The 21,292-nt window shown below is 70.6% G+C and carries 19 protein-coding genes and 2 riboswitches; of the genes, 9 read left to right on the top strand and 10 right to left on the bottom strand.

Features of this window, described 5'->3' with window-relative positions; genetic code table 11:
* Positions 1-208 precede the first annotated feature (208 nt).
* A complete protein-coding gene (locus ACO0LV_RS08055) occupies positions 209-1,063 on the bottom strand; it encodes a C40 family peptidase (protein ID WP_424787371.1) in 855 nt (284 codons plus the stop codon).
* Positions 1,063-1,232, bottom strand: a riboswitch (cyclic di-AMP (ydaO/yuaA leader). It overlaps the preceding gene by 1 nt.
* Before the next feature lie 369 nt (positions 1,233-1,601).
* On the bottom strand, positions 1,602-2,294 hold the full coding sequence (locus ACO0LV_RS08050; protein ID WP_424787370.1) for an iron dependent repressor, metal binding and dimerization domain protein: 693 nt from the start codon (positions 2,292-2,294) through the stop codon (positions 1,602-1,604).
* A 178-nt stretch (positions 2,295-2,472) separates the two neighbouring features.
* On the opposite strand from ACO0LV_RS08050, the gene serC reads away from it, so the two are divergent.
* Positions 2,473-3,585 (top strand): phosphoserine transaminase, encoded by a 1,113-nt coding sequence (gene serC, locus ACO0LV_RS08045; RefSeq protein WP_424787369.1) that lies wholly within the window; start codon positions 2,473-2,475, stop codon positions 3,583-3,585.
* Positions 3,586-3,748: 163 nt separating this feature from the next.
* Here serC and ACO0LV_RS08040 read toward each other — a convergent pair whose 3' ends face one another.
* The 4 genes from ACO0LV_RS08040 to ACO0LV_RS08025 form a co-directional block, all read right to left on the bottom strand.
* On the bottom strand, positions 3,749-5,080 hold the full coding sequence (locus ACO0LV_RS08040) for an MFS transporter (protein WP_424787368.1): 1,332 nt from the start codon (positions 5,078-5,080) through the stop codon (positions 3,749-3,751).
* Positions 5,077-5,532, bottom strand: a complete 456-nt coding sequence (locus ACO0LV_RS08035; RefSeq protein ID WP_424787367.1) for a MarR family winged helix-turn-helix transcriptional regulator — start codon at positions 5,530-5,532, stop codon at positions 5,077-5,079. The genes ACO0LV_RS08040 and ACO0LV_RS08035 overlap by 4 nt, the downstream gene beginning before the upstream one ends.
* A gap of 349 nt (positions 5,533-5,881) precedes the next feature.
* Positions 5,882-6,577 carry a hydrogen peroxide-dependent heme synthase gene (gene hemQ, locus ACO0LV_RS08030; RefSeq protein ID WP_424787366.1) on the bottom strand — a complete coding sequence of 232 codons (696 nt, stop codon included), beginning with the start codon at positions 6,575-6,577 and terminating at the stop codon, positions 5,882-5,884.
* A gap of 144 nt (positions 6,578-6,721) precedes the next feature.
* Positions 6,722-7,822 (bottom strand): ferrochelatase, encoded by a 1,101-nt coding sequence (locus tag ACO0LV_RS08025; RefSeq protein WP_424787365.1) that lies wholly within the window; start codon positions 7,820-7,822, stop codon positions 6,722-6,724.
* A gap of 304 nt (positions 7,823-8,126) precedes the next feature.
* Between ACO0LV_RS08025 and ACO0LV_RS08020 the strand changes: the two genes are divergently transcribed.
* The 3 genes from ACO0LV_RS08020 to ACO0LV_RS08010 are packed head-to-tail and all read left to right on the top strand — an operon-like array spanning position 8,127 to position 11,271.
* Positions 8,127-9,194: a FecCD family ABC transporter permease gene (locus ACO0LV_RS08020; RefSeq protein WP_424787364.1), complete on the top strand. Its 1,068-nt coding sequence runs from the start codon at positions 8,127-8,129 to the stop codon at positions 9,192-9,194.
* Positions 9,191-10,123, top strand: a complete 933-nt coding sequence (locus ACO0LV_RS08015; RefSeq protein WP_424787363.1) for an ABC transporter ATP-binding protein — start codon at positions 9,191-9,193, stop codon at positions 10,121-10,123. The genes ACO0LV_RS08020 and ACO0LV_RS08015 overlap by 4 nt, the downstream gene beginning before the upstream one ends.
* An 11-nt stretch (positions 10,124-10,134) precedes the next feature.
* The gene (locus ACO0LV_RS08010; protein WP_424787362.1) at positions 10,135-11,271 is read left to right on the top strand and encodes an ABC transporter substrate-binding protein; all 1,137 of its coding nucleotides are present in this window, start codon (positions 10,135-10,137) and stop codon (positions 11,269-11,271) included.
* 153 nt (positions 11,272-11,424) lie between these two features.
* Here the strand turns inward: ACO0LV_RS08010 and ACO0LV_RS08005 are convergent, their stop codons facing one another.
* Positions 11,425-12,246: a lysostaphin resistance A-like protein gene (locus ACO0LV_RS08005; protein WP_424787361.1), complete on the bottom strand. Its 822-nt coding sequence runs from the start codon at positions 12,244-12,246 to the stop codon at positions 11,425-11,427.
* Between the two features lie 429 nt (positions 12,247-12,675).
* Between ACO0LV_RS08005 and ACO0LV_RS08000 the strand changes: the two genes are divergently transcribed.
* On the top strand, positions 12,676-13,452 hold the full coding sequence (locus tag ACO0LV_RS08000) for a FadR/GntR family transcriptional regulator (RefSeq protein ID WP_424787360.1): 777 nt from the start codon (positions 12,676-12,678) through the stop codon (positions 13,450-13,452).
* A 304-nt stretch (positions 13,453-13,756) separates the two neighbouring features.
* On the opposite strand, the gene ACO0LV_RS07995 is transcribed toward ACO0LV_RS08000, so the two are convergent.
* Positions 13,757-14,515: a DUF429 domain-containing protein gene (locus ACO0LV_RS07995; protein ID WP_424787359.1), complete on the bottom strand. Its 759-nt coding sequence runs from the start codon at positions 14,513-14,515 to the stop codon at positions 13,757-13,759.
* Between the two features lie 107 nt (positions 14,516-14,622).
* Here ACO0LV_RS07995 and ACO0LV_RS07990 point away from each other — a divergent pair, with 107 nt between their 5' ends.
* From ACO0LV_RS07990 to ACO0LV_RS07975, 4 genes are all read left to right on the top strand, one after another.
* Positions 14,623-16,242, top strand: a complete 1,620-nt coding sequence (locus tag ACO0LV_RS07990) for a protein adenylyltransferase SelO (protein WP_424787358.1) — start codon at positions 14,623-14,625, stop codon at positions 16,240-16,242.
* An 89-nt stretch (positions 16,243-16,331) separates the two neighbouring features.
* Positions 16,332-16,535, top strand: a complete 204-nt coding sequence (locus ACO0LV_RS07985) for a PLDc N-terminal domain-containing protein (protein WP_424787357.1) — start codon at positions 16,332-16,334, stop codon at positions 16,533-16,535.
* A gap of 306 nt (positions 16,536-16,841) precedes the next feature.
* Entirely contained in the window at positions 16,842-17,798 is a 957-nt protein-coding gene (locus ACO0LV_RS07980; protein ID WP_424787356.1) for a hypothetical protein, read from the top strand.
* Between the two features lie 160 nt (positions 17,799-17,958).
* A riboswitch (TPP riboswitch) is annotated at positions 17,959-18,065 on the top strand.
* 42 nt (positions 18,066-18,107) lie between these two features.
* Complete coding sequence (locus tag ACO0LV_RS07975) at positions 18,108-18,794, top strand: YkoF family thiamine/hydroxymethylpyrimidine-binding protein (RefSeq protein ID WP_424787355.1); 687 nt, start codon at positions 18,108-18,110, stop codon at positions 18,792-18,794.
* Positions 18,795-18,856: 62 nt separating this feature from the next.
* Here ACO0LV_RS07975 and ACO0LV_RS07970 read toward each other — a convergent pair whose 3' ends face one another.
* Positions 18,857-19,606: a hypothetical protein gene (locus tag ACO0LV_RS07970; RefSeq protein ID WP_424787354.1), complete on the bottom strand. Its 750-nt coding sequence runs from the start codon at positions 19,604-19,606 to the stop codon at positions 18,857-18,859.
* A gap of 174 nt (positions 19,607-19,780) precedes the next feature.
* Complete coding sequence (locus ACO0LV_RS07965) at positions 19,781-21,265, bottom strand: NCS2 family permease (protein WP_424787353.1); 1,485 nt, start codon at positions 21,263-21,265, stop codon at positions 19,781-19,783.
* Between the last annotated feature and the right edge of the window lie 27 nt (positions 21,266-21,292).

Here is a 21,292-nt window from a genome sequence, read left to right as displayed (position 1 = left end):
TTGGGCTGATCTTGACCATTGTGCTACAAGCCTGACGGTTGCGGGGCATGTCGCCGGAAAATCTTATACCTGTCTCATCGGAGTTGTTCATCGGTGCCTGTGCCAGCACCTCTCCGCACGGGCACGCAGGTACACGACGCACCGGTGCGCACAGCACAACGGCCCGCCCCGATGCGGGACGAGCCGTTGTGAGTGGTGCGTGTGCCGGTCAGCCCATCACACGGATGAACGTGGGGCTCGAGTTCCAGATCGGGCCCTCGTGCAGCGGTGAACTGGGGTTGCGGGCCGCGATGTGCTGGCCGTTGCCGGTGTAGATGCCTATGTGTCCGGGCCACCAGACCAGGTCACCGGGCCGCGCCTCAGAAGCCGAGACCACACGGCCGGCGTTGCGCTGGGCCGAGGACGACCGGGGCAGGGAGACACCGAACTGGGCGTACACGTAGGCGGTGAAGCCGGAGCAGTCGAACCCGGCCGGAGTGCTACCGCCGTACACGTACGGGGTGCCCGTGTACCGGCGGGCCAGGTTCACCACGGCAGAGCCGGAACCGGACGCGGGGGCGGCGCTCTGAGTGGATTCGCTCGCCGGCTCCTCGGCCTGCTGCGTCTGCGGCTCCTCCGCCTGCTGCGTCTCCTCCTGAGCAGGAGCGGCGGTGCGGTTGCCGGTGCGGGCCGCCGGGGCGGTGGCCGCGGTGGGCCGCTGAGTGGTCGCCGCCGGCGGGGGCGGTGGGGGCGGGGGTGGTGGCGGGGCCTCGGAACTCACCACGGCCGCGGTGAAGGACCAGTCGGTGTCGGCGTCGACCGAGATGGTCGGCGAGGTGCTGACGGAGTCGCGGTCACCATCGAGCACCACGTTGGCCAGCGAACCGAGGCCGGAAGCGGAGTTGGACACCTGGGGGGCAGCGGCCGCGGTGGATGCGCCCATGGTCAGCGCCAGTCCGGAGGAAGCAACTACGGCCAGTGCACGACGACCGGTGGTGCCGGCCACTGTGGTGCCAAAAGCGGTCAGGGGGGTGGAGGGCCGGCACGCTGCGCGGTGGCGGGCTCCGGTTGTGCGTTGAGTCAAAATCTTCTCCACGCGCCTACGGGGTGAGCTGTCGGGTTCGGGTTGGAGATTCACCCGGTCTTACCTGGCGAACCAGGTGGGACTTCACCCCGAGGTGCTCGCGCACCAAAGGTTGGGTCCCCCGTCCCTGTCAATTGCGTCTGTCGGGACCTGCTGGCGGTGACAGGGTTCGGCGCCGCCTGCGGGTACTCATCGATGGAGGGGACGACGAGCACGGCTGACGTTACCCGACGCACCCGGCAAAAGTCACATTCCGGTCACAATTGGTTCTGTGAAATGGTTCACAGGATCTATCCCTGGCGCCTACGTCCCCAGAAAATGGCGGAATTCCGCGGCAACGGCGCGATCGACGAGACGCTGTGTCATCGCCACAATGTGGACTGCGCCACATGCTGGGCTCCGCTCTCGTGACCCGCCCGGCGAGCGCGCGGGCTGCGGCTGTGCTAGATCCACGGCACCGAGCACCTGCCGGCGGGCCCTCCGGCGCCCGTCCCGAACGCACGCGGGCGTCACACGGACACCCGCTACGGGCACCGGATCACCCCGGCTCGGCGGCGCTGACGAACAGGTGCCCCACGGTGTCCTCGGTGAGTTCCAGGCTCTGCCCGTTCACGGTCAGGTCTACCGCTGCGCCGTCGGTCTGGGCGCGGAAGCCCACCCCGGGCACCAACCCGACGCGCTCGAACTCGGTCAGCAGCTCCACATCCACCTGCAGCGGCTCCCCGATCCGCACCAGCGTGTAGTGGGCCGGATCGGCGGTGACAGCGGTGCTCAGGGACGTACCGGGCAGTTCGGCGACACCGGCGACGGGCTGCCCGATCTCGGCGGGGCCGGGGATGGTGTTGCCGTAGGGATCCTCCCGCGGGCGCTCGAGCAGTTCGAGCAACTGCTGCTCCACCCGCTCGCTCATCACGTGCTCCCACCGGCAGGCCTCTTCGTGCACGTAGGGCCAGTCGAGTTTGATCACGTCGGTCAGCAGCCGTTCGGCCAGGCGGTGCTTGCGCATCACCTGGGTGGCCCGCCGCAGGCCCTCATCGGTCAGTTCCAGGTGCCGGTCACCGGAGACCACCATCAGGCCGTCCCGTTCCATGCGCGCCACCGTCTGGGACACGGTGGGCCCGGAGTGACCCAGACGCTCCGCGATCCGGGCGCGCAGGGGCACCACGCCGTCCTCGATCAGTTCGAACACGGTCTTGAGATACATCTCCGTGGTGTCGATCAGGTCGCTCACGTGCCTGCCCCTTGGTGGTCGCCGCATTCCTCCTGTCAGCCTAGTGCCCGGCGTCCGGCTCCGGACCGGGTGCGCCGCACGTCCTGCGCGCCCTGCCACGACTCTCCCGGCCCCGGACCGGCCGGCCGCGCGCCGCAGCGCTCCTGGCGAGGCCGGCGGACCTGCGATGATCGTGCCCATGAACGATCCCGCGATCGCCATCCCGGCCTCGATCCGTCCCGCGGACGGCCGGTTCGGCTCCGGTCCCGCGCGCATCAGGCCGGAGCAGAGCCAGGCGCTGGCCGCCCTGGGCACCACGCTGCTGGGCACCTCCCACCGTCAGCCCCCGGTGCGCTCCCTGGTCGGCCGCGTCCGGGAGGGTCTCGCGGCCCTGTTCGCCCTGCCCGAGGGGTACGAGGTGGCCCTGGGCAACGGGGGTGCCTCGATGTTCTGGGACGCGGCCACCTTCGGGCTGATCCGCACCCGCTCCCAGCACGTCCGGGCCGGGGAGTTCGGCGCCAAGTTCGCCGCCGCCGCGAGCGGCGCACCGTTCCTGGCCGACCCGCAGATCCTCACCGCCGAACCCGGCAGCACCCGCTCCCCCGAGGCCGTCGCGGGGATCGATGCCTACTGCTGGGTCCACAACGAGACCTCCACCGGCACACTCACCCCGGTCAGAAGGGTCGACGACGACGGTGCCCTGATGCTCGTCGACGGCACCTCGGCCGCGGGTGGGGTGGAGGTGGACGTGAGCCAGACCGACGCCTACTACTTCGCCCCGCAGAAGGCCCTGGGCTCCGACGGCGGCCTGTGGCTGGCCCTGTTGTCCCCGGCCGCGATCGAGCGGATCGAGGAACTTGGTCAGCGCTGGGCGCCGGTGTCGTTGTCCCTTCCCGCGGCGCTGGCCAACTCCCGGCAGGACCAGACCGTGAACACCCCGGGGATCGCCACCCTGGTGCTGTTGGCCGAGCAGGTCGACTGGTTGAACGACCAGGGCGGCCTGGACTTCGCCGCGGCGCGCACCGCGCAGTCCTCCCAGTTGCTGTACCGGTGGGCGGCCGAGCGTGACTTCGCCACCCCCTTCGTGGCCGAGCCGGCACACCGGTCGCCGGTGGTGGTCACGATCGACTTCGAGGAGAGCGTCGATGCCGCGGTGCTGGCGAGGGTGCTCCGCAACAACGGCATCGTCGACACCGAGCCCTACCGCAAACTCGGGCGCAACCAGTTGCGGATCGGCACCTACCCTTCGGTGACCCCCGACGATGCCGCAGCGCTGACCGCCTGCCTGGATTACGTCGTCGAGCGTCTCTAGTCGCTCCGCTCCAGTCCGCACCTTCGCTGACGTACGTGGGCGCCGGCCGCGCGCTCGGCAAAGTGGCCCAGGTCCGCTGACCCGGCGCTCCCGCGGGAGCGCCGGGAGGCTGGGGGCGGTGCTGGTCAGCCGGCCGGGCAGGCGGCGCCGGGCAGCCGGCCGGTCAGGCGGCGCTGCCGGCGTTCACGCCCTCTTGGGTCCTGAGTTCCTCGCGGGCACGCGCAGCGTCGAGTTGCTCGTGACGGTTCTGCACCAACAGGTGCGGACGCTGCCGGAGGCGGTAACGCACCCGCACGTCCTCCCGCTTCACGGTCCACAGAGCGGCGATCCCCGCCACCAGGATTGCGGCGATCGCACCGATGCCGATCGCCCAGCGGGCGCCCCAGTTCTCCGCGATCCAACCCACCACCGGCCCGCCGATCGGGTTCCCGGCGAAGAAGACCACCAGGTACAGGCTCATCACCCGGCCGCGCACGTTGGGGTCGGTGGTGATCTGGATGGCGGCGTTGGCCGAGGTGAGCATGGTCAGGGAGAAGTAGCCCACCGGGATCGCGCTGAGGGCGAAGAGTTCGTAGGTGGGCATCAGGGCCATGGCCCCGGAACTGATCCCGAACCCGAAGGCCGCGCCCAGCACCAGGCGCAGCCGCGGGCGCTGGCGTCGGGCGGCCATCAACGCACCGGCCAGGGATCCGATCGCCAGGATCGACCCGAGCACCCCGTACTCCCCCGCCCCCATGCCGAACTCGTCGTGGGCCATCACCGCCGAGGTCATCTGGAACTTCAGGCCCAGACCACCGATCACGAACACCACGATCATGATCGTGATGATGTCGCTGCGCCCGCGCACGTAGCGCAGGCCCTCGCGCAGTTGCCCCTTGGCTCGCACGGGGCGGTCGCGGCGCTGCAGCAGCTCGGACTTCATCGCCAGCATCGCCCCGATGGTGGCGGCGAAGGTGAGCGCGTTGAGCATGAACACCCAGCCGGTGCCCACCACCGCGATCAGCAGGCCGGCGACGCCGGGGCCCACCAGGCGGGCGGCGTTGAAGGAGGCGGAGTTCAGCGCCACCGCGTTGGCCAGGGAGGACGTGGGCACGATGTCGGAGACGAACACCTGCCGGGCAGGGGCGTCGAAGGCGCTGAGCACACCCAGGGCCAGTGCGAAGAAGTACACGTGCCACACCTGGGCGGTACCCAGCAGCACCAGGGCGCCCAGGGCCAGGGCGAGCACGCCCATCGCGGCCTGGGTCATCATCAGCATCTTGCGCCGGTCCACCCGGTCGGCGATCAGCCCGGCGAAGGGGCTGATGAACACAATCGGGAGGAACTGCAGGCCGGTGACGATTCCGACGTGGATCGCCGAGCCTTCGGGCAGCACGGCAAGGACCAGCCAGTCCTGGGCCACCCGCTGCATCCAGGTGCCCACGTTGGCGACCAGGGCGCCGATGAACCAGATTCGGTAGTTGTACAGGCGGAGTGAGGCGAATATCGAGCTCACTGGTTGTAGAGCCTCCTGAGGATCTTCTCTGCCTCGGTGAGCGTTGCGCGCTCGGCGGGGGTCAAGGTTGCGAGTCGTTTGGACAGCCACTGATCGCGGCGGCGCCTGGTCTCTTTGACCAGTTCGGTACCGGCGTCGGTGGGCGTGATGAGCACTTGGCGGCGGTCCTCGGGATGCGTGGTGCGCTCCACCAGGCCGGCATCGACCAGACACTGCACGGTGCGCGTCATCGAGGGTGGTCGCACGTGCTCACGTTCAGCGAGCTCTCCCGGGGTCATCGCTCCCAGCGCCACCACCGTGGCCAGCACGGCGTGCTGACCCTCGGGGATCGACATGGACCGCTGGGCCCGCAGACTGCGGGTGAGTTTCAGCAGCGTCATGCGCAGCCGTGTCGGGAACCCGACGTCGGCGACCCTCGGGCCGGGGTGCTTGGGGGCGGGAGAGATGCTCACTGCGGAGATACTACATCGTTAGTTACGCTAAGTAAAGGCCTTGACCTTAGTTTTGCGAAGTAAACACGCCCTTTAGGTGCCAGTACGGAAACCATGAAGAGCGACTGGGTTTCCGGTGGTGCCCGGACGCCTGCGGGACTCATCCGGCCGACGGCCGGAGAGCATGGACGACGACGCAGCCCGGCCCGGCGCAAGCCATCCCCGACGACGCAGCCCGCCCAGGGTGCAGGCGATCGCCGAAGGCGCAGCCCATCCCGGCGCACGCAGCGCCCACGGGCGGTCACCGACCGCGCAGCCCGCTCCGGCAGAGACCGCACGGCGCCCCTGGAGCGGGGCTCCGCCCGACTGGTCAGGCGCGCGGCAACCGGTCGACGATCTCGGCCAGTTCCCGGCGCGGGCCGGTGAAGAAGGGCACTTCCTCGCGCACGTGCCGGCGGGCCTCGGTGGCCCGCAACTCACGCATCAGGTCCACGATCCGGCCCAGGTCGTCGGCCTCGAACCCGAGCAACCACTCGTAGTCCCCCAGGGCGAAGGCGGAGATGGTGTTGGCCCGTACGTCGCCGTAATCGCGGGCGGCCATGCCGTGGTCACGCAGCATGGTGCTGCGCTCGGCCTCGGGCAGCAGGTACCAGTCGTAACTGCGCACGAACGGGTACACGCACAGGTACCCGCGCGGCGCCTCCCCGGAGAGGAACGCCGGCACGTGGGCGCGGTTGAACTCTGCCGGCCGGTGCGTGCCGATCTGGGACCACACCGGCTCCAGCATGGCTCCGAGCGCGCTCGCACGGAGCCGTTGGTAGGCCTCCTGGACGACCTCGACGTCCTCGGCCCACCACCACACCATTAGGTCGGCATCGGCCCGGTACCCGGCCACGTCGTACCAGCCCCGCACCTGCAGCCCGTCGATGAGGTCCAGCGCGGCCAGGGCGTTGCGCACCACCAGGGCGCGGGCCTCGTCGTCGGCCGGGACCGCTTCGGTGACGCGGAAGACCGAGTACATCGCGTAGGAGGTGGCGGCGTTGATCGCCTCTGGGGTGGTGCTCATGATGCTCCTTCAGTACGAGATCGGATAGTGCTGCCGGGACGGTGGCGCTCAGCCGGGGCTCTTCCGGGGGCGCTCGGTCGGGGTGCCGCGGCGGCGGTACAACTCGGCCTTGGTGGTGCCGGGCTGCTGCCACGACGGTGCCACTCAGTCGGCGGTGCCCGCCACTACCGGGATACCGGTGACCTCGCCGTGGCGCATCCGGCAACTGCCGGGTGGGGCCTCGTCGGGGAAGGCGGCCAGTTCGCCGCGCACCACCACATCGGTGTCCTCCCCGCGCTCGCGCCCGGCGCGCTCCAGGACCAGGTCCACGAGCCCGGACACGAACGCCGGGTGGATACCCGCGGTGGTGGCGCAGGCAGCCTGCAGGTCCAGTTCGGCAGCGGTCTCCAGCGCCTCGGTCTGCAGGTCCCAGGCCACCTCCATGTGGTCTGAGATGAACCCGATCGGGGCGATCACCACCCGCTGCGTGCCCGCGCCGGCCAACTCGGCCAGGTGGTCGTTGATGTCCGGTTCCAACCACGGCGTGTGCGGGCTGCCAGACCGCGAGCAGTACGACAGCGACGACGACACCTCCATCCCCGCTGCGCGCAGGTCCGCATCGATCACCGCCCGCACGTCCTCATGCTGCTGGCGGTAACCCGGGCCGGTGACCTCCGAGGCCTGCTGCATGGTGGTGGGGATCGAGTGGGTGACGTAGGCGATGTGCACGCCGGCATCGGCCTCGGGCACCTGGCCCACGGCGTCGGTGATCGCGTGGACGTTGGCGGCGATGAAGCCGGGGTCGTTGAAGAAGGGCCGCAGCACGTCGATGACCAACCCCTCCCCCTCGACGCCCAGGTCCGCCACCGCCGCGGCCAGGTGCTCGCGGTACTGGCGCGACCCGGAGTAGGAGGCATACGCGCTGGTCACCAGCACCAGGATCCGCCTGGCACCGAAGGCCACCGCATCGCGCAGGGTGTCGGTGGTGTAGGGGTGCCAGTTCCGGTTGCCCCACAGCACCGGCAGGTCCACGCCGCGGGCCCGCAACTCGGCCGCCAGCTCCGCCCGCAGGGCCAGGTTCTGCTCGTTGATCGGGCTCTTGCCCCCGAAGGCGAAGTAGTGCTCGCCCACCTCGGCCAACCGCTCCTCCGGCACCCCCTTGCCGCGCACCACGTTGCGCAGGAACGGCAGCACATCCTGCTCGGCGTTGGGCCCCCCGAAGGAGCACAGCAGCAGGGCGTCATAGGGAGCGGCGGCGTGGGTCATGGGTGTCGCGGTCCTTGTCGAGGTGGTCGTCGGTGGCGGGGCGGTAGCCGGTGATCGGGTAGTCCGTCGGTGGCGGGGCGGTGGTCGGTGGCGGAGCGGTGTCGGTGTTGGGGTGGTGGTCGGTGGCGGGGCGGTGTCGGCAATCGGGGCGGGTGCCGGTGTGGACCTGGCATCCGATCCGGCCGCGCCAACCGGCGCAACACACCGGCCGCGCGCCGGCTCCGAAGCCGGTGTGGCGAGGCCCACCGTAACATCAGATGAACTACTTGATCTGATGAAGTGGATGTGTCAGGTTGAACCCTCGATGACCGATCTCGCCAGCCCGCCACGGCCGACGACGCAGCCCCCCGAGCACGTCGCCGCACCTGCGCCCAGGGTCGCCCGCCGGGCGTTGTGGTTGGCCGTGGGCGCCACCCTGGCCCTGGTCCTTGCCGCCGGGATCAGCGTGAGCCTGGGCACCCTGCGCCTGGACCCGGTGGCCGCTGTTCGCGCGGTGTTCAGCCCCGATGACTCCCAGGTGGCCACCGTGGTGTGGGCGATCCGGCTGCCCCGGATCGTGGTGGCGATGCTGGTGGGTGCGGCCCTGGCCGGGGTGGGCGTGGTGATGCAGGCGGTGTTCCGGAACCCGTTGGCCGACCCGGGCGTCACCGGAGTCTCCTCCGGCGCCGCCGTGGGCGCCGTGGCCGGGATCACAGCCGGGCTGGCCGGGTCGCTGCAGTGGGGTGTGCCGATCGCGGCGTTCACCGGGGCCCTGGTGGTGGCCCTGCTGCTGCAGGCGGTGCTGCACACCAACCGCGGCGCCTCCACCTACACCCTGATCCTGGTGGGGGTCTCCATCAACGCCTTCGCCGGGGCGCTGATCTCGATCCTGGTGGCCAACGCCCACGACGACGCCCTGGCCCGCGGCGCCGTGTTCTGGCTGGCCGGCGACCTGGAACTACGCACCTGGAACCACGCCGCCATCGCGGTGATCCCGATCGCGCTCGGCCTGGGCCTGCTGCTCACCCGCACCCGGGCCCTGGACGCGTTGCTACTCGGCGACGACGTCACCTCCACCTCCGGGTACAACGTGCACCGCACCCGACTGGTGCTGCTGCTGATCGCCTCCCTGGTGACCGGTGCGGCCGTGGCGGTATCCGGCGTGATCAGTTTCGTCGGGCTGGTGGTCCCGCACGCGGTGCGGCTGGTGATCGGGGCCAAGCACGCCCTGCTGCTGCCGATCTCGATCGTGGGTGGGGCGCTGTTCCTGGTGCTGGCCGACACCGCCGCCCGGGCAGCCTCGGTGACCATCGTGGTCCAGACCGGAGCGGTGGCCGCCCTCATCGGCGCGCCGGTGTTCCTGGCTCTGTTGCTGTCCAGGCGGCACACGTGAGCGCCGGGCACACCGCGAGCGCCCGCGCCAGCAGCCCCCGAGCCACCGAGGCCCGCACCACCGACGCCGGCGCCACCGACGCCGGCGCCTCCGGGGCCCGCGCCACGCGCCCCCCGGCCGCCACCCACGATCTGGTCCTGTCCGGCCTGGTCGCCCACCGCGACCGCCCCCTGTTCGACCCCATCGATGCCACGGTGACCCCGGGCACCCTGCTCGGGCTCGTCGGGCCCAACGGAGCGGGCAAGTCCAGCCTGCTCTCCGCCGTCGTCGGGCACGGGGTGAGCACCTCCGGAGGGGTGCGCTACGGCGAGGCGGACCTGCACTCACTGCGCCCGCGCCGCCTGGCCGAGGTGCTCAGCTACATGACGCAGGACTCCTACGCCCCGAACGAACTGTGGGTGCGCGACGTGGTCGGTGTCGGGGCCCGGGCCACCGGGCGGTCCGGCGGCACCGAGGAGCGCATCATGGCCGCGCTGGACCGTGTCGGCGTGGCCGAGCTGGCCCCGCGTCGCTACGCCCGCCTGTCCGGTGGGGAGCGCCAGCTTGTGCAGGTGGCTCGGATCCTGGCCCAGGACGCGCCGGTGATGCTGCTCGATGAGCCGACGGCGGCCCTGGACCTGGGCCACCAACTCACCGTGATGCACGCCCTGCATGAGCGCGCCGGCGCCGGGCACATCGTGATCGTCACCATGCACGACCTCACCCAAGCGCTGCGCTGGGCAGACCGGGTCGCGATCATCGCCGAGGGCCGGGCCACCTTCGGCGCCCCCGCTGAGGTCGTCACCCCCGGGCTGATCCGGGATGTGTACGGGGTGACCGCCGAGGTGTTCGACTCCCCCAGCGGCGCCCCGACGCTCAGCCTGGTGCGCCCCACCTGTCCCACTGCCAGTACCTTCACCCGCCGCCACCCCGAGGTGGCCCGACCCTGAAAGGGGTGCCGATGCGTCCGACGTCGCCTGGTGCCGCCCTGCCGCCCACCCGATGCGCTGGTGCCGCCCCGCCGCCCACCCGATCCGGCCGAGGGCTCCTGCGCCTGCTGTTCCTCCCACTGGCCGCGCTGCTGCTGATGTTGGGCGCCTGCTCCTCGGGAGTGCCCGCGGACGAGCCCGACGGGGCAGCCGAGAACGCCACCGGGCAGTCCGGCGGCGAACAGTCCGGGGAAACCGGAACCGCCGACGACGACGCCTCCGCGCAGGACGAGGGCACCCAGGAGCAGGGCTTCCCCCGCACCGTGGACGTGCCGGCCGGCGACGACCGGCCCGCCACCGAGGTGACGATCCCCGCCGAACCGCAACGGGTGACCGCGCTGACCTATGAGACCGCCGCCCTGGTGGCCGAGCTCGGTGCGGGTGAGAAACTGGTGATGGCACCGGCCGAAGCGGCCAACCCGGTACTGTCCAACCAACCGGACGTGATGGCGGACGTGGAGCACCACATCGCCTCCGAGTCCGCCGTGGACGCCGAGGCCGTGATCGCCTCGGACCCGGATCTGGTGGTCTTCAACGACCGGCACGGCATGGAAGAAGGGGTGGGCCGGGTGCTCACCGAAGCGGGCATCCCGGTGCTGGTGCTGCCGAACACCTTCTCCTCGGTGAGCGAGATGCTCACCAACATCGACCTGGTGGGCACCGCGCTGGGGATGGAGCAGGAGGCGGCGGACCTGGCGACCACCCTGTCGGACGGGCTGGTGGATGCCTCCGACGAGGACGGACCGAGTGTGTTGGTGCTGAGCAACCAGGCCGGTCGCCCGTTCGTGACCGCCGGGGGTGCCTTCCCGTTGGAGGTGGTGCGCCTGGCCGGTGGCCGGGACGCCAGCGCCGACCTGGGCATGGTCCGCAGCGGCCCGATCTCGGCCGAGCAGGTGCTGGCGGCCGATCCGGACCGGATCCTGCTGGTGGACATGAACGGCTCCGGTGAGACGATCTTCGCCGACTTGCTGAACAACCCGGCGGTGGCCGCGCTGCCGGCGGTGGCCGAGCATGAGCCCTTCCTCGTGGAGGGCAAGTACGTCCAGGCCCTCGGGTTCACCAGCACGGTGGAAGGCCGCGATCAGATCGCGACCTGGCTGGACCAGTAGCCGCTGGACCGGTTGGCGCTGCGTCAGTAATCGCCGGGCTGCTGTGGGTGAATCAGTTGCCACTGGGCGACTATGGCGGCGCGGCAGTCGCCGACGGACCACCGTGGCGCTGCATCGGTCGTTGGCGGGTCAGCCGGCGGACCAGAAGCCACCTCAGGTCAGCAGCGAGCCGGCGCCCACCCCGGCGTGGATCGCGATCTCCGGCGCGCAGTGGGCCAGGTAGGCCAGCCACACCGACCCGGTCCGTGCCCGCACCCACCCCATGATCAGGCCCAGCAGGCCGGTCAGGATGATCTGATCCGGTGCGAACACCAGCCCCTCGGTGGTGAGCAGCAACCCGTGGCCGAGGCCGAAACTCAGCGTGGTCAGCACCAGGCCCCACCCCACCTTGGCGCCGAAGAATCGCCACGGCGTACCCAGTGCGCGGTCCAGCAGGGCGATGAGCACGCCACGCCAGAGCAACTCCTCCACGAGGTTGGCGTGAGCCAGGTCGAACAGCAGCCGCTCGGTGGAGTGGAAGCCGTCGAACGTGCCGTCCCCGGAGATCACCGTCAGGGTGACCAGGAGCGCCTGGATCGTGAAGACCACGGCGATCACCACCAGGGCCGGGCGCAACGAGCCCTGCACGGGTGCGCGCACGCCGACGTCCGCGCGCGCCCATCGGCCGAGCATGACCAGCAGGATGGTCAGCCAGATCAACTCGAACGTCTTGCCCTGCCAGTTCCAGTCCAGGTCGGCGAAGAAGCCGATTCTGGGCAGGGTGTGCACGGTGAAGCTGAGGAGCAGGAACGCCGCGGCCACCACGACCGGCCGGCCGGAACCGGGGCGGCGCCGGGCAACCAGCAGCACCACCGGCGCCAGTACCAGGCACTGCAACGCGAACGAGGCCGCCCCGGCACCGACCTCGGTGATGGTGCGCACCGGACCGGCGACGACGGCCACCACCGCCACCATGACCGCCACTGTGCCGAGCACCGGCAGCACCCAGCGGGTGGTGTCAGCCGGCGAGGGTGGGCGATCGGCCGGGCAGGGCGCGGGCTCGCCCGGGGAGGGCGACCGGGACGACGACGGCGGACCGGTGGAGGTGTGGGCGTGCGGGTCGATCGGGCTCTCCTTATCAAGGGGTGGGCAGGGAGATGACACGCGTGCGCACGGGCGGTGCCCGGCCGGCGCAGTGCCTGTGGAGGGTTGTTCCTGTCCCACGGGCTCGAGCCGCGCAGCCGACACGCTAGTAAGCACCCCGGCGTGCGCGGCAGTGTCAGACGTCATGAGTCAGCGGAACTGGCCTCGGCCCTGACCGCTCCAGACCACCGCCCTGCAGGCAGCCGGAATACGGCGGAGGACACTACCGGTGCTCGGTGCAGCGCACCACGCCTGCACCGGCAGCCTTCCTATACTCGTGTGATGGCCACCACAAGCGGTACCGAGCGGGCCCGCACCACGCTCGCCTATCTGCGCCGCCAGATCACCACCGGTGCCTGGGCGGTGGGCGAGCGCATCCCGATCGAACCCGAACTCACCGAGATCCTGGGCGTGGGGCGCTCCACCGTGCGTGAGGCGGTGCGCTCCCTGGCCAGTATCGGGATGCTGGAGACCCTGCCCGGGCGTGGCACGTTCGTGCGCTCGGCGACGCCCACCTCCAGCGTGCTCTCGGAGTTCCTCACCGCCTACACCTTGGAGGAACTGCTCTCCTACCGCCGTGCCCTGGAGGTCGAGGCCGCCCAGCAAGCCGCGTTGCATCGCAGCGACGAGGACGTCGAGGCCCTGGAGGCCGCGGCAGCCGCGACCCTGCGGCCCGGGCAGTGCCCGGTGATGACCCCGCAGCCCGATGCGGACCTGGCGGCCCGGTTCCACTACCTGCTGTTCGACGCCGCCAAGAATCGACTGCTCGCCTCCCTGTATGCCGGGATCACCGAGAAGCTCGCCGAGCCCGCCAACGCCGAGCGGCTCACCCACGCCAGCGATGTGCTGTCCATGCACAAGGAGCACGAACGCATCGTGGATGCCGTGCGCCGCGGCGACTTCATCGACGCCGTGCACGCGATGGCCGATCACATGGACAACGACCTGGTGATCCTCACCCCCGACGATGAGATCATCCCGCCGCTGCGCCGCTCACCCGATGATCAGGTGCGGGTCGAGGCCGCTCGCGCCGAGTCGGCCGAGCGCAGCACAGGCTGAGAGGTTCGCCCCGGCCCGCCGGCGGCCTCGCCGGCACTGCGCCGGTTACGCGGGTCAGCGTCCCGGGCGGGCCGCGGATCGGCGCCTTCGCGGTGCCGTTGCCGCAAGACCTTGCGCGCGATCAATGCGACGGCGGCAATGGTGGCGGTGATCAGAAGGATCACGATCACCGTGGTCACCAGGTCATAGGTGGCAAGACCGGACTCGATAGTTCAGAACTCCGCATCGGTCGGTGAACCCGGAGTGACGCGTTCACGCTGGCTGCGACGTACACCTCGAGCATGCCATCGCGCATCCTGGATGACTACCCCCGCCCCGACCGTGGCACTCGCGGGGTGTGTGGATGGGTAGGCCGTGGCGGGGCGATGATGCAGCCGGCCGCGGCGTCGCCGTAGACCTGCAGGGCGCCGGGGCGGTGGTACCACAGCCAGGCCAGGTGGGCGCACAGGATCGCATCGACCTCGTCCTCGATGCGGTTCAGGTCGATCTGTCGCTTCGCCCGGTCGGCCGCGAGGCGGATCTGCTGCCACCGCGGGTTGCCGACCAGGGCCAACTCGGCCAGGGTCTCCATCCGGTCCAGCACCGCCAGCATGCCGGTGCGCCGCGATGGCACCGGGCCCTTCTTGTACTTCAGCGTGCGCCCCAGCTCGAACAGCCCCACCATCGCCGCGTGCGGGTAGACCTCGATCGCCACCGGCGCCGCGACCTCGCCCCGGTTCGCGGGATCGGTGTGCCAGCCGTGGCGGCCCGCCAGCACCGCGGCCCGCGGCGGGTTGAAGTGCGGATTGCCGAGGTTGCTGGTGTGGCAACTGGCCTCATACGCCCCGTAGGACTGTCCGATGCGGCGTTCGCACTCGCGCATCCCGGTGGGGTTGGTGACGATCAGCGGCGCGTCGATCGCCACGCTCACCACACCGGCCCCGAGCCCGGTCAGCCAGTCATCGATCTGGCCATCGGTGACCACGCCGGTGGAGGCCACCAGCGCTCCGCCCTGGTCCACCGCGGCCAGCCCGGTGCGGGCGCGGAAGGACCAGGCCAGGTCGATTCCGATGTGCATGCTCATGCCCGGCCACACTATTCCCCGTGTTGGCACGGTCCGGGGCTTGTCCCGCACCGGGGCCTCGAGGGTCTGCCCGAGCATCGGCGCCGCGGGCGGCGTATCGTCGAAATATGACCACCACCGCCCCACCGAGCAACCTGCTACACGGCACCTTCGCCCGTGAGTTGCCGGAACTGGCTGTGCCGTGGCAGGCCGAGAAGGCCCCCGAGCCCCGACTGGTCGCGCTGAACGACACCCTCGCCGATGAACTGGGCCTGGACCCGGAGTACTTGCGCAGCCCGTCCGGCCTGCGGTTCCTGCTCGGCAACGAGGTGCCCGAGGGCGCCACCCCGGTGGCCCAGGCCTACGCCGGCCACCAGTTCGGCACCTACGTGCCGCGGCTGGGTGATGGCCGGGCCCTGCTCCTGGGTGAACTCACCGATGCCGCCGGCAACCTGCGTGACCTGCACCTGAAGGGTTCGGGCCCCACCCCGTTCGCCCGCGGCGGGGACGGGCTGGCCGCGGTTGGTCCGATGCTGCGGGAGTTCCTCATCAGCGAAGCGCTGCACGCCCTGGGGGTGCCGACCACCCGGTCGCTGTCGGTGGTGGCCACCGGTCAGGCGGTGATGCGTGAGCGCCCCCTGCCCGGTGCGGTCCTGGCCCGGGTGGCGGACAGTCATCTGCGGGTGGGCACGTTCGCCTACGCCCGCTCCACCGGTGATGAGGATCTGCTGCGCCGCCTGGCCGATCACGCCATCACCCGGCACCACCCGCAGGCGCGGGAGGCCGAGAACCCCTACCTGGCCCTGTTCGAGGCGGTACTGGCCGCGCAGGCCGAGTTGGTCGCGAAATGGATGCTGATCGGGTTCGTGCACGGGGTGATGAACACCGACAACACCACCATCTCCGGGCAGAGCATCGACTACGGTCCGTGCGCGTTCATGGACGCCTTCGACCCGGGCACCGTGTTCAGCTCCATCGACGCCCTGGGCCGCTACGCCTACGGCCGCCAACCGCAGATCGCGCAGTGGAACCTGGCCCGGTTCGCCGAAACGCTGCTGCCGCTGATCAGTGCGGACCAGGAGCAGGCCGTCGAGTCGGCCACCGCGGCGCTGGACACCTTCCCGGAGGTCTACTCCGCCGTCTGGACGCGCGGCATGCGCGCCAAACTCGGACTGGAGTCCTTCACGCCCGACGACGACGCAACCGCCCTGATCCGCGACCTCACCTCGCTCCTGGGTGCTTGGGGTGTGGACTACACCTCCTTCTTCCGCCACCTGACCACAGCGGCCGGCGGGGACGCGGGCCCGGTGCGGGTGTTGTTCGGCGGTGCGGGTGACGATGACGTTTCGGTGCCGGCACTGTTCGGCGACGCCGATAGTGACCAGGTTCCGGTGCCCACGCTGTCCGGCAGTGCCGGTGGCGTTGGGGTTCCGGCCCCGGCATCGCTCGACGGTAACAGAGGCGACCCGGCGTCATCGACCGAGCGGCCTGCCTTCGAGCCGTGGCTGCAACGCTGGCTCTCCTATCGCCCGGACGCGAGCGTGATGGCCCAGGTGAACCCCATCTACATCCCGCGCAACCACCTGGTCGAGGAGGCCCTCGCCGCTGCCGGCACCGCGGACCTGGGCCCCTTCGAGGAATTGCTGGACGTGATCACCCAGCCCTTCACCGAGCGCCCGGGACTGGAGCGCTACACCGAGCCCGCCCCGGCCGAGGCCGCCCCGTTCGTGACCTACTGCGGAACCTGACCGCTTCGAGGCCGCCCCGTTCGTAACCTACTGCGGAACCTGACTTCCCAGGTCAAGTACCCATCCGGGCCCGTTGCTAGGGTCGGGACATGTTTGAAGCCGCCGCAGGAGGCCTCCTGGTCGTCGTCTTCGCGCTGGCGTGGCTGGCGCTCATCGTCGCCGCGCTCATGTCCATCGCGCAGTCGCGCAACTACACCTCCGGAATCAAGGCGCTGTGGGTGCTGGCCGTGTTCGCCCTCCCCTTCCTGGGCCCCGTGGCCTGGTTCCTCATCGGCCGCCACTCCCACGGCTAACAACCCACCAGCCACCCCCACCCGGCCCCCCGGCTCCCGGCCCCCGGCCGCCGACTCCCGGCCCCGGCCCCCGGCCGCCGGCCGCCGACTCCCGGCCCCGGCCCCCGGCCGCCGGCCGCCGGCGAAGCCAGCATTAGTCGGCTGAACGTGCCGCAAAGTCGACTAATGCTGGCTTCGGCCGGTGGGGTTGACCCCAATGGGCATGGTTGAGGCAGGGGGTGGGCGGGTATGCACAGGGGGAAACTGTGTCCACAGGTGCTGGTGGGCAGCCGCTATGGGCGCAGGGGATTGGTGCTTACTGGCGTCATGCGCACGGTGCCGATCCCGGAGGGCCTGCTGCGGTACACCCGCTGGCAGTGCGGCCTCATTTCGACCGCGCAATGCCGGGCTCTGGGCATCAGTGGTGACCGGTGCGCCACCCTGGTGGCTCGCGGCATCTGGCAGCGGGTCGTGCGCGGCGTCTACGACACCGAGCCGGAACGTCCGAGGGACTTCGACGCGGCCCGGCGCAAGGCGGCCTGGACCGGCCTGCTGGCGATGGGTGAGAACGCCATCGCCGTGGGTTGCTGCGCCCTGGCCCTGCACGGCGTCGCAGGGCTGCCCCAGCAGTTGACGCCGGAGGTAGCAATCACGGGTGGGCGCTGGCTGCGGGGACCGGTCGGCGTCGTCGTGCGCCGATATCGCGACGTACCGGTCCGGGTGCGGTACGCCGGCTGGCAGGTGAGCGACGTCCCCACCGCGCTCGTCCACGCTCTGCCGCTCCTGCGACGCGACAACGGGGTGGCCGTAATCGATTCGGCCCTCAACCAAGGGCTCATCAACACCAGCGACCTCACCGACGTCCGCCGGCGACTGCAGGGGCGGCGCGGTGCCGCTCGGGTCGGCTCGTGGTGGCCGCTGGTGGATGGTCGCGCCGAGTCGCCATTGGAGACGTGGGCACGGCTCGACTGCCATGACCACGACCTGCCACCGGATCAACTCCAAGTGGTGTTGCGCGATGCCACCGGTACGTTCATCGGGCGCGGTGACATGGGGTGGCGGCGCCGTGACGGCGGTTGGGTCATCGTCGAGATGGACGGACGCCAGGTCCACAGCGAACCCGAGGCGCTCTTCCGGGACCGGCAGCGCCAGAACCGGTTGCTGGCCGAGGCGGATGCCACCATCCTGCGATTCACCAGCCGCGACCTGCGCCCCCCGGGCACCATCGCCAACCAAGTCCGCCAAGCCCTCACCACCCACCCCACTCCCACCCCCACCCCCTAACCCCAGCCCACCCCCTAACCCACCCCACCAGACCCCCGCCGAAGTCAGCATTGATCGGCTGAACCTGCAGGTAGAGCCGACTAATGCTGATTTCGCCGGTAGGCGCCCGAGGCCGATCGGCACCCGAGTGGACAGCGCCGGTCCGCCACGGTTAGCGTCGAGCCAACCCCCGGGGAGCGCGCGGAGCGCTGAGAGTGCGGAGAGTCCGCAGACCCGTCCACCTGATCCGGTTCGTACCGGCGTAGGGAGTTGGGCACCCGCCGATGAGCATCGGCGGCTCATGAGGTACCCCGGGGCGGGAGGACACCGATGAGCACCACCGGCCACGGCAGCACGGAGAGGGTCGCCATGACCGGCACCAGCGCGGCCACCCCACGCGAACTGGGCGTCGGGATGCGATTCAGCATCCACCCGCACACCGACGACTTCGTGCGCGTGATCCTGGACTCCCTCACCGAGGTGGAGGCGAGCGGCGTCGCCGAGGGGCTGGTGATCGAGACCGACGAGGTCAGCACATACGTCGGTGCCCGGGCGGTGCCGGCCGAACAGGACCTGGCCGGTTACCTCGTGGCTGCCATCGCCGCCGCCTCCCGGCACTCCGGTGGCGGGCACGTCGCCGCCCATGTGCTGTTCTCCCGCGGTTGCCCCGGCGAACGTACCTGCGACCTGACCTCCACGATCCTGCCCGAGGTGGCCCCGGTGCGCCTGGAACCCACCGGAATCGAGGCGGTGGCGCAGTGGTCGCTATACCCGCTACTCGATGGTGGGGACGATGCCGGCGAACACATGTCCATCATCGAGGCGGCCATCACCCGCGCGCAGGAGCGCGGCGTTGCCGCCCCAGCGGCCCACTACGCCACCAAACTCACCGGTGACCTCGCGGAGGTGGTGGCCACCGCCGTCGACGCGTGGGCCCAGGTGGGCACCACCGTCCCGCACGTGGCGACCCACCTGACCATCTCGGTTGGCTCACCCACGCCGACCCGCGGGAGGTAACCGCGCCAGATTAGTTCACGAGGGCCCGTCCGCCTCGCGCACTGGCCGTGTGGGGTACGCGCTCAGGGAGCCCCGCCGCGCACCGTGGTGACCAGGTCGGTGAGGCTGGGCGTCGCCGGGGTGGAGGCGAACCCGAACCGCACCGGCGGGTCGATCGGAACCATCGCGCCCAGGTCCGTTCCATCCCACGAGCTACGAGCACCGGCGAGACGATGGAGGTCGCTCGCGCCGTAATACTCCCTGCGCCCACCCCCGGCCGAACCGCGGGTACGCACCCCTGGCAGGGCCACCCGCGCGACCGGATCGGTCAGGAGGGTGAACCAGGGCGCACCGGCCACCGCAGCGGGCAGCGCGCGCAACAGCCAACCCACCGCTGCCCGCTCGCCGATCTGCACGGTTGCAGACAGCGGGCCGGCTCCGATCTGCCACCGCTCCCCCGCCATGGTGGGCACAGTCCGCGGCAGCGCCTCGGCCGGTACGGGCGGCTGGGAGGAGCCGGGATCTGCCACTCCCCGCGCAACGGCGTCACGCGCACGCGCACCTGCCGGGGGCCTGGGTGCATACCGGTGCACGGTCACGTTCGCGGGCTCGACGGCATCGAACTGGTACGTGGCCGAGACGAACTCGGCGACCTCCGTCGATGGCGCCAGCAGCACTCGATGCCCGTGCGGATGCTGCACCATCACCCCCGCGAATGGCCCCAGCGGAGTGGTGTGCCAGTTGCCCACGACGAACCGGGTTCCACCCGCGGTCCCCCACCCGGCGATCCGACCGGAGAACCTCCAGGTGCGGGGCGAAGCGGAGCGGGTCATACCCCATGGTCCATCGGCGGGCGACGGTGCACCAACCGCAGCGCGGTCACTCGGAGCAGCAGTTACCCGGTGCAGCTACCCACCCGGAGCACCGGCCCACCCGGTCCACTCGCCAAGCCCAAGCCGCCGGCGGACACGCCACCCGCGCCGCCCCGCGCCCGGCCCGCGCCCCGGCTAACCCCCGAGCAGCGTTCCGATCGGACCGCGCACGAAGTAGAAGACGAACATCAGCGAGGTCACCCACATCAGCGGGTGCACCTTGCGGATCCGGCCGGCACCCACCTGGATGATCACGTAGGCGATGAACCCGGCGCCCATCCCCGCGGCGATGGAGAAGGTCAGCGGCATCATCAGGATGGTCAGGAACGCCGGGATCGCCACCTCGGTGCGCTTCCAGTCGATACCGGTCACCTGGGCCATCATCAGGAAGCCCACCAGCACCAACACCGGCGTAGCCGCTTCGAAAGGCACCAGCGCCACGATCGGGGAGAACAGCGTGGCCAGCAGGAACGCGATGCCGACCACCACGCTGCTCAGCCCGGTCCGGGCACCCTCACCGACACCGGCTGCGGATTCGATGTACGCGGTCGCCGTCGAGGCCGATCCCGCGCCGCCGGCGATGGCGCCGAAGGAGTCGACCACCAGGATCTCTCGGGTCCGCGGCGGGTTGCCCTGCTCATCCAGCAGCTTGGCCTCGGCGCCCACGGCCACCATCGTGCCCATGGTGTCGAAGAAGTCGGCCAGCATCAGGGTGAACACCAGCAGCAGGACGACGACGATGCCGACCTTCTCGATCGAACCGAGCAGGGAGAAGTGGCCCAGCAGGGCGAAGTCGGGCAGCGAGATGATCTCACCGCTGATCTCGGGCGGGTTGAGCTGCCAACCCCAGGGGTTGTCCTCCGAGGCCCGCCCCACGTTCAGGAACGCCTCGGCGAGCATCGCCAGGCCGGTGCCGACCACGATCGCGATCAGCAGCGCCCCGCGAACCTTGCGCACCCACAGGATGCCGGCGGTGAACAGCCCGATCACGAAGATCAGCGAGGGCCACCCACCCAGCGACCCGTTCAGCCCCAGTTCCACCGGCGTGGCCATGGAGGCCGGGATCCGGATGATGCCGGCGTTGACGAGGCCGACGAAGGCGATGAACAATCCGATGCCCACACTGATGGCCATCTTCAACTCGAACGGAACCGCGCGGAACACCGCCTGCCGGAACCCGGTCAGGACCAGGACGAGCATGATGATGCCCTCCAGCACCACGATGCCCATCGCGTCGGCCCAGGTCAGCCCGGCGTCGGGCAGCGCGGCGATCGAGTAGGCCACTACGGCGTTCAGGCCCATGCCTGCGGCGATGGCCAGTGGGAATCGCGCCACCAGACCCATCGCGATGCACAGCACCCCGGCGACCAGGGCGGTGGTCGCCGCCACCCGGGGGACGGCCAGCTCCTCGATCCCGCCGATGAAGTTGCCCGTACCGTCGGGCACGGTGCCCAGGATGAGCGGGTTGATGACGATGATGTAGCTCATCGCGAAGAACGTGACCAGACCGCCGCGGATCTCACGCCCGATGGTGGAGCCACGCGCGGAGATCTCGAAGTAGCGGTCCAGGAGGCCGGCGAATCCGGAGGTGCGCTCATCCTCGCGCGTGGATTGTCCCATGGGGCACTATCTTGGCCAGCCGAACTC

The sequence above is a fragment of the Pseudactinotalea sp. Z1739 genome (assembly GCF_049725055.1).
Classification (GTDB): Bacteria; Actinomycetota; Actinomycetes; order Actinomycetales; family Beutenbergiaceae; genus CALKWS01.
The sequence above is the reverse complement of the archived record's forward strand: the minus strand, read 5'-3'. Positions and strand labels throughout refer to the sequence as shown.

Coding starts and splice junctions, on each gene's coding strand:
- ACO0LV_RS07995 (WP_424787359.1), bottom strand. CDS start 14,515: ATGAGCATGCACATCGGAATCGACCTGGCCTGGTCCTTCCGCGCCCGC.
- ACO0LV_RS07980 (WP_424787356.1), top strand. CDS start 16,842: ATGCGCACGGTGCCGATCCCGGAGGGCCTGCTGCGGTACACCCGCTGG.
- hemQ (WP_424787366.1), bottom strand. CDS start 6,577: ATGAGCACCACCCCAGAGGCGATCAACGCCGCCACCTCCTACGCGATG.
- serC (WP_424787369.1), top strand. CDS start 2,473: ATGAACGATCCCGCGATCGCCATCCCGGCCTCGATCCGTCCCGCGGAC.
- ACO0LV_RS07965 (WP_424787353.1), bottom strand. CDS start 21,265: ATGGGACAATCCACGCGCGAGGATGAGCGCACCTCCGGATTCGCCGGC.
- ACO0LV_RS07975 (WP_424787355.1), top strand. CDS start 18,108: ATGAGCACCACCGGCCACGGCAGCACGGAGAGGGTCGCCATGACCGGC.
- ACO0LV_RS08000 (WP_424787360.1), top strand. CDS start 12,676: ATGGCCACCACAAGCGGTACCGAGCGGGCCCGCACCACGCTCGCCTAT.
- ACO0LV_RS07970 (WP_424787354.1), bottom strand. CDS start 19,606: ATGACCCGCTCCGCTTCGCCCCGCACCTGGAGGTTCTCCGGTCGGATC.
- ACO0LV_RS08010 (WP_424787362.1), top strand. CDS start 10,135: ATGCGTCCGACGTCGCCTGGTGCCGCCCTGCCGCCCACCCGATGCGCT.
- ACO0LV_RS07985 (WP_424787357.1), top strand. CDS start 16,332: ATGTTTGAAGCCGCCGCAGGAGGCCTCCTGGTCGTCGTCTTCGCGCTG.
- ACO0LV_RS08025 (WP_424787365.1), bottom strand. CDS start 7,822: ATGACCCACGCCGCCGCTCCCTATGACGCCCTGCTGCTGTGCTCCTTC.
- ACO0LV_RS07990 (WP_424787358.1), top strand. CDS start 14,623: ATGACCACCACCGCCCCACCGAGCAACCTGCTACACGGCACCTTCGCC.
- ACO0LV_RS08020 (WP_424787364.1), top strand. CDS start 8,127: ATGACCGATCTCGCCAGCCCGCCACGGCCGACGACGCAGCCCCCCGAG.